Consider the following 14,546-nt stretch of genomic DNA (forward strand, 5'->3'; position numbering starts at 1 on the left):
CCCAGAAAACTATAACGCATTTTGAAATTTAGAGCTCAGACAATTAAGCCTCTGTCTCAGCCTCTGTTGTCTCCTCAGCCTCATCAGCTGCTGCCTCTGTCTCCTCGTCTGCAGCTGCCTCTGTTGTCTCTTCCTCAGCTGCCTCTGTTGTCTCCTCCTCGGCTGCCTCTGTTGTCTCCTCCTCAGCTGCCTCTGTTGTCTCTTCCTCAACTGCTGCTGTTGTCTCCTCAGCTGCTGCTGTTGTCTCAACTGCTGCTGTTGTCTCTGTAGTTGTCTCTGTGCTTCCGCATGCTGTTAAAGCAAATGCTGTTAAAGCTGCTGCTGCAAATAAAACTGTTTTCTTCATAATTTTTTTCCTCCTCATTTTACAACAAAGTTATAAAATATTCTGTCACAGAGGTTTTTTGTTTGCCTCCTCATGACATATCCATAGTATAGTGATTTTTTTTAAAAAATCAAGAGCCTCTCAAAAAATTCATGAAGTTTTAATAATTCTGTTCTTTATTTTTTATGCTTTTACAGCACTTTTTTATTTTTCTGTGTTTTTATTCCCCAAAAGCGTTCTTACAAGAGCCGGTATTTCCGTCAGGGTACGTATCTCACAGGAAGCCAGGCTTCTGTCAAAGGCAAATCTGTTATCGATCAGGGCCGCCACCTTCATCCCCGCCCGGCTGGCGGCTGTGATACCGACAGTGGAATCTTCTATGACAAGGCACTCTCCAGGCTCTGCTCCCAGCTTTTCTGCTGTATAGAGATAAATCTCCGGATCCGGTTTGCTTCTCTTAAACATGCCGCCGCTTACCATAATCTCCAGCCTCTCCTTTACATGATTCAATGTAAGAATATGATCCACCTGTTCCAGATTAGTGGAGGAAGCCACCGCCAGCTTGAGTCCCATCTCCCTCAGCTGATCCATCACCGGCAGAATTTCAGGTCTGAAAATGGCGCGGTAATCTACCTCCTCAAATGCCCTTTTCCAGATTCCCCTGCTGTGATACTGCTCCCTCAGCTCCTCCCAGGTTTCGCCTGTTTTCAGAGCCTTCTCCATCACGTCCCAGCAGTCCTTTTTCGTCGTGCCGACCGTCCCGTAAAGCTCCTCGATCCTGATGTCCGGCCTCTTTTCTCTGGCAAACGCATACATGTATTTCAGGTACTCGCCCTCACTGTCAATAATCACTCCGTCCATATCGAAAATCACTGCTTTTATCATAATTTTTATGAAGCTCCTTTCCCTAACATATCCTCTGTATTTATCCCGCTTCAGATTCTTTTTTCCGCCCCTCAGGCGCTGACGGGCACATACCTACAGTATAGGGAAGCCCCGGGCTCAGTTCAACTCTATTTTTCAGACTTGTACTTTTTTGTGTCTTTGACAGATGTATCCGCAGCCGGCCAGGCTGTTCTCTGTGTATCTCTCTGTATTGCTCTATATTACTCTGTATTTCTCTGTATCGCTCTGTCTCATCCCGCCGCATGCCTCCTGTTCCACAGCGCCTCCCTGGAAATTCTAACACTTTTATGAATTTTCCCTTGTCCCGCTTGCGTCCGCCGGCTTTAGTGGTATACTTGAAACAGCTCAGCCTTCCATTTTACAGGGCAGACTGGTCCCGGGCTGAGGCTTAGTCACTTTCCGAACTGTATTGGAACATAAAGCTGACGCAAGTCAGCAGACAGGAGATTCATGATTATGAAACACACAGGGCCCCTTGCCTGGCTGGCCGGCATTGTCTGCGCCTTCTGCCTGATGATTGCCTTTCTCATCACATCGGTGGAAGCGGTCGTTTACTGGACGCCAGGCTATTTTGAAACAGAATATGAAACCTACCAGGTTCCCGAAACCGTTCACATGCAGATGGACGATCTCCTCTACGTCACAGAGGAGATGATGGCATATCTGAGAGGAAACAGGGATGATCTGCACATTGACACAGTGGTGGACGGGCAGGAAAGGGAATTTTTTAACGAGAGGGAGATTGCCCATATGGAAGATGTGAGAGAGCTCTTTATCGGTGCTCTCTATCTGCGGGCTGCCTGCCTTGCCGCTGCCGCTCTCTGCATAATCTTTCTGATTCTATCGAAGGCCAGCCTGCGCTTCGTCCTGCCGCGGGCTCTCTGCGCGGGAACGGGAATCTTTTTCATGCTGACAGCCGTTCTGGCAGCTGTTATATCCACAGACTTCACGAAATACTTTGTGATTTTCCACAAAATCTTCTTTGACAATGACCTGTGGATTCTCGATCCGGCCACGGATCTTTTGATTAACATTGTGCCTGAGCCGTTCTTTATGGACACTGCCGCCAGGATAGGAGTTACCTTTGGCCTGATGGTTCTGTTTCTCTTTGCTGTCTGTCTGGCTTTCATCCTCTTCACGAAGAAGAGAAAACCGCTCACTCCGGCCTTTACTAACAGAGGATAATCCGATATACTGTTAAATAAGCATTACATTTTTTACATTTATGTTACAAGAAATGTTTTTGCTGCGGCCGGAGCAGGAGACTGGGTCGGCCCGGCAGCTCCCTGTATAGAGAATAAAACCACGCAAAGGATTGAATATAGATGAAACAGAAATTTATACGCACGATTTTGTGCTTTTTTTTGACGGCTGCCGTTTCGGCCCATCCCGCCTATGCCTCCCAGGAATGGCCTTCTGATGTATCCATAGAGGCGGATGCCGGGATTGTCATGGATGCGGACTCAGGAACCGTCCTTTATGGAAAAAATATCCATGACACTTACTCCCCCGCCAGCATTACCAAGGTGCTCACCTCCATCATTGTCCTTGAAAACTGTGATCTGGATGAGATGGTCACCTTCTCAAAAAATGCTATCTACAATGTGGAGGCTGACAGCTCGTCAGCCGGCTACGACACCGGAGATCAGGCCACCGTACGGGACTGTCTTTATGCCCTCCTCTTAAAGTCGGCAAACGAAGCGGCAAACGCCCTAGCTGAACATGTCGCGGGAACCACAGAGGCCTTTGCCGAGATGATGAATGAGAAAGCAAAGGAGCTTGGCTGCGTGGATTCCCACTTTGCCAATCCCAGCGGCCTGAACGACGAAAATCACTATGTCAGCGCCTACGACATGGCTCTGATTACCAGATACGCCTTCGAAAACGAGATATTTGAGGAGATTATTTCCACCACCTATTACGAACTCCCTCCAAATGCCAGAAATCCCGAGGGACTCGGCGTTTCCCCGGGAAATAAGCTTATCAAGAAAAATTTCCCCGAATACCGTCCCGATGTAATCGGCGGAAAGACAGGCTATACCTCCATCGCCCTGAACACCCTGGTGACAGGAGCCAGGCAGGACGACACGACGCTGATCACCGTTGTCCTCCACAGCCGCGGAACCACCTATTCCGACACCAGCCGCATGCTGGATTTCGGCTTTGGCAACTTCCGCTCCGTCTCCCTTGAGAATAATGATACCACCTATTCCTCGTTAAACAGCAACCTGACCATCGCAGGGCTGCCTACATCGTCTGCCCCGTCCCTGACTGTGGACCCGGACAGCCGGATTATTCTCCCAAACAATGCGGAGTTTGAGGAAACCACCTCCTCCGTATCGTTCGACCTGCCGGAAAATGCTCCGGACAATGCGATTGCAGCCGTCTGTTACTCTCTGGGAGAGCACCAGGTCGGAACTGCCTGGCTTACCCTGGGCGCAGAGCGGTCAGAATCTCCCGCCATTCCGGAGGAGCTGTTGAGCGCGGTTCCCACTACTATCGCTCAGGTCAGCTATGAGGATGAAGCAGCGGCAGAAAACAGCTCTGAAAAAGACAGAAACATGGAAGAAGCCGCTGACAGTCAAAGCACGTCAGATTCCGCCTCCGAACCGGACCAGAATACCTTATCCTCCGGCGAGCAGTCCCAGAACACTCCGGATGAGAACCCCACCGGCGGCGCTTTATCGGATGGCTTTTCTGTCACACCGATTCTCATTTTTACCGCTGCAGCAGCTGTAATCGCCCTTCTCGGAACGGCCCTGGCTGTCTGGATCGGAAAAAGCCGCCGCCGCGAGGAGGCAGAGCGCATGGAGCGCCGCAGAAAGCGTATGGAGCGCCTGAAAGAAACAGGCGTATCTGAGGAGGAGTTTAACGAAATGATGAAAAACCGCCGCCTCTCCATCCCGCTGGAGCCGGATGAACGTTCTCCCCGCAGAAAGGGAAGTTCTAAAAGCTCTCTTTTATCCCAGCCGAAGAAAAAGAGAACCAGGGACAGTGAATTCACCTTGAAAAAAAGGCGCAGGTGGAAGCGGTAAGTCATGACAGAGCAAAGTCTCATCGAAGAAGCATCTGCCCCAATACCCACTGTGTATCCACAGAGTATTTGATTCAGTTCTTCTGACGGCTCGGATATTATGGCTCGAACATTGAATAAAAAAAGCATCCTCTGGCGGAAAGCCTGTTTTTCAGGTCTTCCCCCGGAGGATGCTTTTATTAATACAGCTTTCTATTTATACAGCCTTTCAGCTTCTCTTTCTCTCTTCCTGTCCGCTTCGCCTCAGTTTTTCCAAACCTGCGATTCAGAGCACCAGCTGCCTGCCTGTTTCATCCCTGCTGCCCTGCCGCTCCAGAATTCTTTCCTTTTCTTTTCAGCCGGTTTGCTGCAGCCTCTGATTTTTCCTTCTTTTTGGCCTCCTTGCGCGCCTTTGCCCGCTCAGCGCGCTTTTTTTTCGCTTCCTCGCGGCGCCTGATAATCGTATCCACCCCTGCCTCATCTGCAAACTTCACTGTCTTTACAGCAAACACAGAGCCGTCCTCTGACTTCTTAATCCTGATTTTTCCCTTCACAAACCCGTGCTCGGGGCAGACAGCCAGACAGAAATAATACCGCTGGTTCACGCTAAACCAGCGGATTTTCTTTCGCAGCATGCGGTGACACTTATAGCAGACCACATCTGTCACCCGCTTTTGTGCGAGCAGCTCCTCCTTGGTTTCCCAGGTTCTTGACACGAATTTCGAGTAATCGGGAAATTCCAGATAGATCTCCTCCTCCTCTGTTTCAGGAGTCTGGTAGTAGTCCACGGAAATGTACTCCATCATACTGTAGAAGTTCATTTTTCCCATCACAAGGCCTGTGTACCAGGCATCATCCAGAGCGCGGTGAAACGGGCGCTCCTCCTCAATTCCCATCTCCAGAACCGCCGTATCCAGCGATTCTCTCTTCGTATTTCCCTGAATCAGACTGTAAATCTTCTGAAGATCAAAGTAATAGAGAGGTTTCTGAAAGGGAAGCTCCATGCCATGATAAACCATATTCCTCTGAAGCTCTGTCAGATCCATGGATCCCCAGGTACAGAAACGGCAGTCATTTCCACACCAGTCAAAAAATTCCTTTACCGCTGTCTCAAATTTCTGGCCCTCCCGTTCCAGCTGTTCCGCCGTGAGATGCGTTACCTCTGAAATTTTATAGTGAAGTGTCCGGTACACCTGCGGGCGCACCAGGCGGCTGAACTCTGATACAATTCTGAGATTTTCGTCCAGCTTCACCGCTCCGATTTCAATAATCTCAAAGGGCAGTCGATCAATGGATGCCTCCCTGCCGCCTGAGCTCTGGTTCCATTCCAGATCAAGCACAATATAATGTCCCATAGCTATCATTCCCAAATAAATCTGACTCTTTAAAACACACGTCCTCCAGGCTGCGGCCCTGCCAATCCGCCTGCGTAAACAAAGAGCAGCCCTGCAAGAACGCTTTGGGCTGCTCTTTACCTGTTATTAACTTTACCACATTCTATGAAATAAGTCGATGAAAAATTTTTCCGGTCCCTTTCCCCTGTCTCGAGCAGATGCTGAAAGATGCCGTTTGAAAAAACGGTCTTCTGATTTTAGTACTGAATAATTATTCATTTTAGTAATTAATTATTCTTTCATGTTTCCGTTTATCTTATTTAGCATATTTGCAATTTTACTCACTGTTTCTCTGTCTCAGAATTGTCAGGAAACTCTTTTTTCTGCAGTACGGCCAGATTCCGTTTTGGTATAATACCTGTCTGAACTTTCAGTAATTTAAAGATTATTTAACACAGTGCATTCCCATTTTTGGCTTCATATTATCCATCTCTACTTTTCACCGTAAGTTTTTTATATTTATATCTTATTTATATCTTATCTATATCTTATCAATATATCATTATTTCGTATAATCCCCATGTTTCACGTGAAACAATTCTTTCACCAATCCTGTTTTTCGGTACCGTGGACTTTTCTTTCTTCAGCTGTCTGCAGTCTCTCCCTCTCTGCTATTATTTTTAGAAATGGCTCCTCAGTGCTTCCTGTGGGCTTCCAGGGGAAACCGACCGAACTGTATTATATAGTTTGAATGAATTTTTATCTGTATATTTATGCTGCATTTTCTATTTTTATTCTTTCTCTTTTTCTTCTTATTTAAATTAAATATGCATATTTATATACTTTATCAATAGATATTTCGGGTACTGTTCCCCATCACAGAAATCTGATTTTTTATTTTGTCAGACGTCAATACCATACAATCCGTAATCATAATACACAGGTTCCTTGGCATATTCTGAAGGTTTGTTTGAAACTTTCTGAAGGTTTATTTGAAGCTTTTCTTTGATATATTCTCCTTTTCATTCTCTTTTTCAGGCCTATCTCTCCTGCTGCTTTTCAGCCTTTTCTTTACTTATTTTTCCTTGCTCCTCCCCACGGTTTACACTATAATTACTAACTAAAACTTCCCATACCTAAAATGGGATTCGTTCCTTGAAAATTCAATATTTCAGCTAACAAAATAGCGATTTATGCCGCTGCAGCTTCCAAATGGAGTGCTTTTCTCAGATATTCCGGCAATCTTGCTTCAAAATCAGCGGTAAAAGCATTCAGTTGCTCATCGCTTAGTTTAAAGATTCCCTGAAGACTTGCCATCAAGGCTTCCATCAGGATGCAAAGTGACCTGTTGAAAGTAATGTCTGCCATTTCATCAACAAGGAAGAAGAACAGTTCACCAAGCGTTCTCTGATCTTCATTTTGGCGCTGCTCCATTGCAAGTAACATATATCGGGTAAACACGATCGCCACATGGGCTGTCAGTGCATCATAAGATAAACTGTGGCATTCTCCAACCAGATTCAGCATGGATTTGCAGGTTTTGAAAAAGACCTCGATCTGCCAGCGCTTTCCATAAATACGGATAATCTCTTCCTCGGAAAGTGTTGTAGCTGTACAGATAAAAGCAAGCCAGTCCTTGCGGTTTGCCTTGTTCCTTACGCATACGATTTTCGCCGGAATTGGATTCGCCTTTCCTACCATAACATCAACAGAAAGCAGATACTTTGATCTGCCACGGCGCTTTTTGTTCCGGGAATAGATTTCTTTGATATTCAGCTGTTCACCACCGTACGAATATTTGATCCGGCTACTTTTCTTAATCATGGCAATCACATCCATGCCTTTTGCATGGATGGCTGTGACCTGTGCTGGATTGGAAAACCAGGAATCAAACAGGACATAATCCGCTTTCAGCCCTGCACTGAGGGCTGTATTCAGTAAAGTCATCATTGCCTCTGGTGCTTTTGTTTGGGCTAGCGCACGTCTTTTTCCTGCAAGGGTTCTGTTGTCAAAGTCCTTTACCGGGCCGATGATATTTGTATTCTTTGCAGACGCTAACAGGCAGCTGTTTACAGGGATCAGTGTGTTTCCATCACTCCAGCTTAAAGTAAGCATCCTGAAGCCCTTTTTGAAATGCATATCCGTGTGGTCAAAAACTTTTGATCCCAGTTCCGTTTTCTTACAGCTGGTACGGTTGAAAAGGCTGTCATCAATGATAAAGACATTTTTTCTTTCCGGATCTGTCAGATCACGAATGTCATGATTGACAATATCAGCTGCAAGAAGAGAAGTAAAACGAAGCCAGTTTGTTTTTGAAGAATTAAGGAAACGGTAGAAAGTGTTCTTGGAAAACGCCTCCTTAAAAGAGCCAGTCCGCTGCTGCATATACATACTTCTTCCGACAAAAATGTTGCTGAGTTTATAACGAAGCAGGGAAACAGATGAAACACCTTTTTCCTTCATTCCATTACATCTGGCAAGGAGCCTGCCAACATGATGTTTGGAAAAAAATCTCTGAACACAGTCAATTAAGTCGTTCTCAACGAAATAGTTTTGTGGTATACTGGACATGGCATAAATCTCCTTTGTAAAGATGGTTTCTAGTCAATTCCATTATACCAAACGGAACAGATTTATGCTTTTTTTATTGGCTGAAATATTGAATTTTCAAGGATCAACGCACCAATATGGTGTGGGAAGTTTTAGTTACTAATATCAGCCGTATCACAATATGCCGGCTGTCAATCAAAACCTATCTGCAAGGGAGACTGCCATGAATACACTGAAACGATTTATTCATTACTACCGGCCTTACCAGGCCGTATTTTTTCTGGATCTCCTCTGTGCGGCAGTGATCAGCACTGTGGATCTGCTCTATCCCCAGATTCTCCGCACGCTTACCAGAACTCTGTTTACCGAGGACAGCTCTGTCATCCTGAGAGCTCTTCTCCCCATCGGCCTGGGGCTCTTCGCCATGTATGTGATCCAGAGCCTGTGCAAATATTACGTCAGCTATCAGGGACACATGATGGGCGCCCAGATGGAGCGGGATATGCGCCAGCAGCTCTTTGATCACTATGAGCGGCTGTCTTTTTCCTACTACGACAGCAACAACTCCGGCCAGATGATGAGCAAGCTGGTTTCCGATCTATTTGATATTGCAGAATTCGCCCACCACGGACCGGAAAACCTGTTTATTTCCCTGATCAAAATTATTGGCTCCTTTATCTTTCTCTTCCTCATTAACTGGCGGCTGGCTCTTCCTCTCGTTTTTCTCGTTATCTGCATGTTCCTGTTCTCTCTGGGACAAAACAGCAGAATGCAGGTAACCTTTATGGATAACCGCCGCCGGATCGGCGATGTAAATGCAAGCCTTCAGGATACCCTGGCCGGCATCCGCGTTGTCCAGTCCTTCGCCAATGAAAAGGTAGAAAGAGAGAAATTTAAAAAAAGCAATCACAGCTTTCTCCTTTCCAAGGATGCCAATTACCGCTGTATGGGCAGCTTCATGGGGTGGAACCTGTTTTTCCAGGGCATGATGTATCTGGTTACCCTGGTCTACGGCGGATATCTGATCGCTCACGGAGCGATGGATGCAGCAGATCTGGCCATGTATGCCCTCTATATCGGAATTTTTATCAGTCCCATACAGATCCTGGTGGAGCTGACAGAAATGATGCAGAAGGGTCTCTCAGGCTTTTGCCGCTTTCTCGCTGTCATGGACACAGAGCCTGAGATCAAAAACCTGCCGGGCGCTGTCCCCCTGACAGATGTAAAGGGCGATGTGGAGTACAGACACGTCAGTTTCTCCTATCTGGAAGAGGAACCGGTGCTTTCTGATATTTCCTTTCACATCCCGGCCGGACGCTCTGTTGCGCTGGTTGGACCGTCCGGCGGCGGGAAAACCACCATCTGTTCTCTCCTGCCGCGCTTCTATGACGTCACAGAGGGCGCCGTTTTCATCGATGGAAAGGATATCCGAAGCCTCACTCTGGAGAGCCTCAGAGGCCAGATAGGCATCGTACAGCAGGATGTATATCTCTTCTGCGGGACAGTCCGTGAAAATATCGCCTACGGGAAGCCCGGAGCCTCCGAGGAGGAAATCATTGAAGCTGCCAAAAAGGCCAATATTCACCAGTTCATCGAGTCCCTGCCTGACGGCTATGATACCTTTGTGGGAGAACGGGGAACACGCCTTTCCGGCGGTCAGAAACAGCGTATATCCATTGCCCGGGTTTTCCTGAAGAATCCCCCGATTCTGATTCTTGACGAGGCCACCAGCGCTCTGGACAATGAGAGTGAACGCCATATTCAGAAAAGCCTGGAGGAGCTGTCTAAGAACAGGACAACCATCACCATCGCCCACCGTCTTTCCACCATCCGGAACGCAGACGAGATCATTGTGATCAATGAAAGCGGTATTGCGGAGCGGGGAAATCACAGAGAGCTGCTGGAGCAGGATGGCATTTACTCTCATTACTACAGCATGCAGTTTGAAGGACTGTAAAGCCTTTCCCGCTTCTGACATCCCCTATGCATTGCCCTTTCCCCCCTCGAGGAGACGGAGATTCCTCTTAAACGAAAGGGACTGGCGCAGAGAAGAAATAAAAAACTCTGCAATAAAAAATTCTGCAAAAATGCGCCTTGTATCAGAGATAACCCTCTGATACAAGGCGCATTTTTTCTTCAGATTTCGTTAAAACCATCCGCCCAAAGGCTTTTGTATTGCGGGGCAGTTCCTGCCTGCAGAGGCCCCTTCAGCGGACCCTTCTGCGGCAAATTCTGCTTTATCTCAGTCGTTTGTCTCAGTCCGTTTGTGTCAGCTGTTCGTCTCAGCCGTTTGTCTCAGTCCCTTCCCTGTTACATATGTTTTCCTTTCTGACGCCAAAGACAGAGATCAGAAGCAGAATCACAGAACCCGCTGCCATACACAAAAAGGCAATGTTCATACCATGCATCAGTGCTCCCTCTCCATAAGCAGCAGCGGAACCTTCACTTACCGCAGTCATAATTCCCACAAAAACGGCAGATCCGATGGAACCTGCAATCGTCCGAAACGAGGTGAGCAGTGAGGAGGCGTCGGCTACCTTTTTGATCTGAATGCTGCTCGTTCCCCACGTCAGCAGCGGCATCATCAGACTTCCGATGGAAACATTGCGTATCACGTTCAGCACAGCAGCTGTCCAAAGAGGCGTACTCATCGTTAAAAAGTACATTCCTATATTGCTGAACAGCATGATAGCTGAACCAATGACAAACAGCCTTTTGATTCCCATTTTATCGTAAATTCTCCCGGCAAAGGGGCTTACAAGGGTGGTGGCAAGGGATCCCGGCAAGGTGATAAGACCGGAAATAACGGCTGAATATCCCATGACACTCTGCACATAGAGGGGCATCAGCACAGAGGAGCCCATAGAAAGCAGCTTAAAGGAGGAGACGATATGAATATAGTGATTGGCTTGCTCAAACTGATTTTGAAGATCGTTGCCGCACCAGTAGTGGTGGTGCTCACGGTTGCCATTTGGATGTGTGTAGGAATTGTTTATGTATGCGGCTTAGTACTGGGGCTGCTCAGTACGGTGGTTGCTCTGTTGGGCGTGGCAGTAATGATTACTTACTCTCTACAAAACGGCATCATTCTGTTGGTGATGGCATTCCTTATCAGCCCATACGGTCTGCCAATGGCAGCCATCTGGTTATTGGGTAAGGCTCAGGATTTGAAATTTACAATTCGTGATTTGGTTTACAGGTAATACAAAGACCTCCGGCGGATTTTTCGTCGGAGGTCTTATGGTTCGAGATTATCTTCTTGAAAAAGTGGTGATGCAAAAAAGGTGCCTATTCCAATTCCCAATCCCTGGCACATCTCATGGATGATACGCAACTTTACGGAATCATAAGAACAGTTAATGATATTGCCTATGGTGGACTTGGGAACGCCGCTTTTCATATACAGCTAATACTGCGTCATTTTCCGCTCCTCCAGCAATTCTGAAAGGCGTCTACTGACCGCCTGATTTAGCTTCAATTTCACTCACCGTCCCTGTCCCTGTACTAAAATTATTATATGGGCAGGCGCGTGAAAATTAGTCCCTGTGACTGTACTAATAGTGCTATTTGCGCTAAGATAGGATCAGGGGTGTTTTTATGACTGTGACCTTTTGTGGCCATGCACAGATCTTGCAAAGTGAGAAAATAGAGAAATGGCTATACGATGTTACGGAAAAACTAATTGAGCAAGGAGCGACTACCTTTTACCTGGGTGGTTATGGAGCCTTTGATAGCTTGGCGGCATCCGTTCTGAGAGTGCAGAAAAAACGGTATCCACATATTGAGTTGATTCTTGTTCTGGCATATCTTAACACCGGGAGGGGCACTTCAGGTTACGACAGCACCATTTATCCGCCACTGGAAACTGTCCCGCACCGGTTTGCGATTTCTCATAGAAACCGCTGGATGGTAGAGTCTGCTGATGTAGTCGTTGCTTATGTTCTCCATGATTGGGGTGGAGCTGCCACAACACTACGGTGCGCCAAACAAAAAAAGAAACAAATTATTTCATACTGTGACGAGATGGGCAGCTGAGACTGCCCATTTTTTGAAGGGAGGGAACTTCATGGCAACAACACGAATTATGCCGCTGCACATCGGCAAGGGCCGCACAGAAAGCACTGCGATCAGTGATATTATCGACTATGTGGCTAATCCCCAAAAGACCGACAACGGCAGGCTCGTTACCGGATATGAGTGTGATAGCCGGATCGCAGACACAGAATTTGTTATGGCCAAGCGTCAGTATATTGCCACCACCGGAAGGGTGCGTGGAAAAGACGATGTGATTGCTTACCATGTCCGTCAGTCCTCCCGTCCTGGCGAAATCACGCCGGAAGAAGCCAACCGGCTGGGCGTGGAATTTGCCAAACGGTTTACCAAAGGTAATCACGCCTTTATTGTTTGCACTCACATTGACAAAGCCCATGTGCATAATCACATTATTTGGAGTTCTGTCAATCTGGACTGTGACCGAAAATTCCGAAACTTCTGGGGCAGCACAAAGGCTGTTCGGCGTTTGAGCGACACCATCTGCATCGAAAATGGATTGTCCATTATCGAGAATCCCAATCCCCATGGCAAAAGCTACAATAAATGGTTGGGCGATAAGGCGAAGCCATCCCATCGGGAGCAGCTGAGAATGATGATCGACCAGGCACTGGAGCAAAAGCCTACAGACTTTGATGAGTTACTGAAAATGCTTTCCGAGATGGGCTGCGAAGTAACCCGGCGCGGAAAAGCAATTCGCCTCAAGGCTCCCGGATGGAAAAATATTGCCCGGATGGATGAAGGACTGGGAACCGGATATAGTGAGGCAGAAATTCGTGCGGTACTGGCAGGGAAAAAGCAGCACACACCCCGTAAAAAATCCACCGTACAAGCGGAGCCTCCCAAGGTTAATCTGCTGGTGGACATCCAAGAAAAACTCCGTGCTGGAAAAGGTGCTGGAGGAAAAAGCGGCAGCGGCTACAGCCCACCATAACGAACTGTCGGCACAGATCAAAGCGGCAGAAAAACGCATGGCGGAGATTGCTGTCTTGCGGACCCACATCATCAATTATGCTAAGACCCGCGAGATCTATGTAGCTTATCGACAGGCTGGTTACTCTAAGAAATTCTGCCAGGAACATGAAGCAGAAATCCTGCTCCACCAGGCAGCAAAAAATGCTTTCGACGATATGGGGGTTAAGAAGCTGCCCAAGGTCAGAGAATTGCAAACTGAGTATGCCAAGCTCCTGGAGGAAAAGAAAAAAATCTATGCTGAATACCGGCGTTCCCGCGAAGAAATGAGGGAACTTTTGACGGCCAAAGCGAATGTGGATCGGCTGCTGAAAATGGACGAGGAGCAGAAACAGGAGAAAGAAAAAGACCACGACCAGCGGTGAGCTGATCGCGGTCAAAAGCGTTCGCAGAACGCGTGGCCACAGGATAAAATCCTGTGTTCAAAGGGGCTTGGGGGCAGCGCCCTCAACAAGCGTTTGTGGCGAAATGGATAGCCACAAGCATTGCTTGCCGCTATTTAGTTCACCGCTATTTAGTTCATAAAAAATTTTCAAAATATAGTTGTATATTTTTTTCTGTGCAGTTATTATATAAATACCGTTTTATGATTTTGTTCTTTATAGGGGGATGGGAAGATATGGCACGAAAAGCCTATTCTGAAGAAGATAGAGTGCAAGTGCGGAATGCCCTAATGACCACCATGATTCAGTGTATCGCGGATCGGGGATTGATTCACAGCAGTATTGATGTTTTGTGCAGAAAAGTAGAGATCTCCAAGACCTTCTTCTACAGTTTTTTCTCATCCAAGGAAGAACTGGTGCTCTACGCCCTGCGATACCAACAGCCCAAGCTGCTGGATTATGCCAGATCCCTAATGGAGGACCCCGGACTCAGTTGGCGGGCGGGAGTGGAAACCTTTCTGAAAAACTGCTGTTATGGAGCTAAAAGCGGAGTTGCCGTTTTGTCCATTGAGGAGGAGCAGCAAGTACGCCACTGCCTTTCCGAGGAGAATTTCCAGGCGTTCCGGCGGGATCAGATTATTTTTTATGGAAAGCTGCTTTCCATCTTTGGCCTCCCTGTGGACAGTATTGATCCCCGGCTGTTTGGCAATCTGGCCCTCAGCATGATGATGGTACACAAAGCCATTCCAGACACCATGCCATTTCTATTCCCAGAGGTGGCGGAGGATATGGTGGACTTCCAGGTCAGGGCTCTGGTGGACGAGATGGAGCGGGTAAAAGAGCATGTGCGGTAGGTGAAAGCAAATGGATAGAGATGAGTACCCATGTCCAAACGGACGGGAAAGACAGCAGAATATCGTCAGACACAGAGCCTTGGGATACAGGTCTTGGTTCTGTGCGGCCTTTTCGCGCCCTGCGTCAGCCTGTCCAAATGACAGGGTGTCGCAGGGCAT

11 protein-coding genes and 1 pseudogene are annotated in these 14,546 nt (G+C 47.3%); 7 read left to right on the forward strand and 5 right to left on the reverse strand.

Features of this window, described 5'->3' with window-relative positions; translation table 11 throughout:
* Positions 1-43: 43 nt before the first annotated feature.
* Positions 44-346, reverse strand: coding sequence for a hypothetical protein (locus tag LK436_RS00925; protein ID WP_015544308.1), 303 nt, complete (start codon positions 344-346; stop codon positions 44-46).
* A 183-nt stretch (positions 347-529) separates the two neighbouring features.
* The gene (locus tag LK436_RS00930) at positions 530-1,210 is read right to left on the reverse strand and encodes an HAD family hydrolase (protein ID WP_008397702.1); all 681 of its coding nucleotides are present in this window, start codon (positions 1,208-1,210) and stop codon (positions 530-532) included.
* 477 nt (positions 1,211-1,687) lie between these two features.
* On the opposite strand from LK436_RS00930, the gene LK436_RS00935 reads away from it, so the two are divergent.
* Both LK436_RS00935 and LK436_RS00940 read left to right on the forward strand, forming a co-directional pair.
* A complete protein-coding gene (locus LK436_RS00935) occupies positions 1,688-2,416 on the forward strand; it encodes a TIGR01906 family membrane protein (protein ID WP_021966034.1) in 729 nt (242 codons plus the stop codon).
* 140 nt (positions 2,417-2,556) lie between these two features.
* Positions 2,557-4,266 carry a D-alanyl-D-alanine carboxypeptidase family protein gene (locus tag LK436_RS00940; protein ID WP_008397696.1) on the forward strand — a complete coding sequence of 570 codons (1,710 nt, stop codon included), beginning with the start codon at positions 2,557-2,559 and terminating at the stop codon, positions 4,264-4,266.
* 289 nt (positions 4,267-4,555) lie between these two features.
* On the opposite strand, the gene LK436_RS00945 is transcribed toward LK436_RS00940, so the two are convergent.
* Together LK436_RS00945 and LK436_RS00950 are read right to left on the reverse strand one after the other, a co-directional pair.
* Positions 4,556-5,599, reverse strand: coding sequence for a 3'-5' exonuclease (locus LK436_RS00945; RefSeq protein ID WP_015572853.1), 1,044 nt, complete (start codon positions 5,597-5,599; stop codon positions 4,556-4,558).
* Between the two features lie 1,170 nt (positions 5,600-6,769).
* Positions 6,770-8,149 (reverse strand): transposase, encoded by a 1,380-nt coding sequence (locus tag LK436_RS00950; RefSeq protein ID WP_008394736.1) that lies wholly within the window; start codon positions 8,147-8,149, stop codon positions 6,770-6,772.
* 202 nt (positions 8,150-8,351) lie between these two features.
* On the opposite strand from LK436_RS00950, the gene LK436_RS00955 reads away from it, so the two are divergent.
* The gene (locus LK436_RS00955; protein WP_015572852.1) at positions 8,352-10,085 is read left to right on the forward strand and encodes an ABC transporter ATP-binding protein; all 1,734 of its coding nucleotides are present in this window, start codon (positions 8,352-8,354) and stop codon (positions 10,083-10,085) included.
* 325 nt (positions 10,086-10,410) lie between these two features.
* Here LK436_RS00955 and LK436_RS00960 read toward each other — a convergent pair whose 3' ends face one another.
* Positions 10,411-11,124 carry an MFS transporter gene (locus LK436_RS00960; RefSeq protein WP_373132916.1) on the reverse strand — a complete coding sequence of 238 codons (714 nt, stop codon included), beginning with the start codon at positions 11,122-11,124 and terminating at the stop codon, positions 10,411-10,413.
* Here LK436_RS00960 and LK436_RS00965 point away from each other — a divergent pair.
* From LK436_RS00965 to LK436_RS00980, 4 genes and pseudogenes are all read left to right on the forward strand, one after another.
* Positions 11,020-11,331, forward strand: coding sequence for a CD1845 family protein (locus tag LK436_RS00965; protein WP_008394732.1), 312 nt, complete (start codon positions 11,020-11,022; stop codon positions 11,329-11,331). The two genes, LK436_RS00960 and LK436_RS00965, sit on opposite strands and share 105 nt — an antisense overlap.
* 394 nt (positions 11,332-11,725) lie before the next feature.
* Positions 11,726-12,163, forward strand: a complete 438-nt coding sequence (locus LK436_RS00970; RefSeq protein WP_008394730.1) for a hypothetical protein — start codon at positions 11,726-11,728, stop codon at positions 12,161-12,163.
* Between the two features lie 31 nt (positions 12,164-12,194).
* A pseudogene (locus tag LK436_RS00975) lies at positions 12,195-13,515 on the forward strand (relaxase/mobilization nuclease domain-containing protein).
* A gap of 254 nt (positions 13,516-13,769) precedes the next feature.
* Complete coding sequence (locus LK436_RS00980) at positions 13,770-14,387, forward strand: TetR/AcrR family transcriptional regulator (protein ID WP_020225646.1); 618 nt, start codon at positions 13,770-13,772, stop codon at positions 14,385-14,387.
* Positions 14,388-14,546 lie beyond the last annotated feature (159 nt).

The sequence above is a fragment of the Clostridium sp. M62/1 genome (assembly GCF_020736365.1).
GTDB classification, from domain to species: domain Bacteria; phylum Bacillota; class Clostridia; order Lachnospirales; family Lachnospiraceae; genus Otoolea; species Otoolea saccharolyticum_A.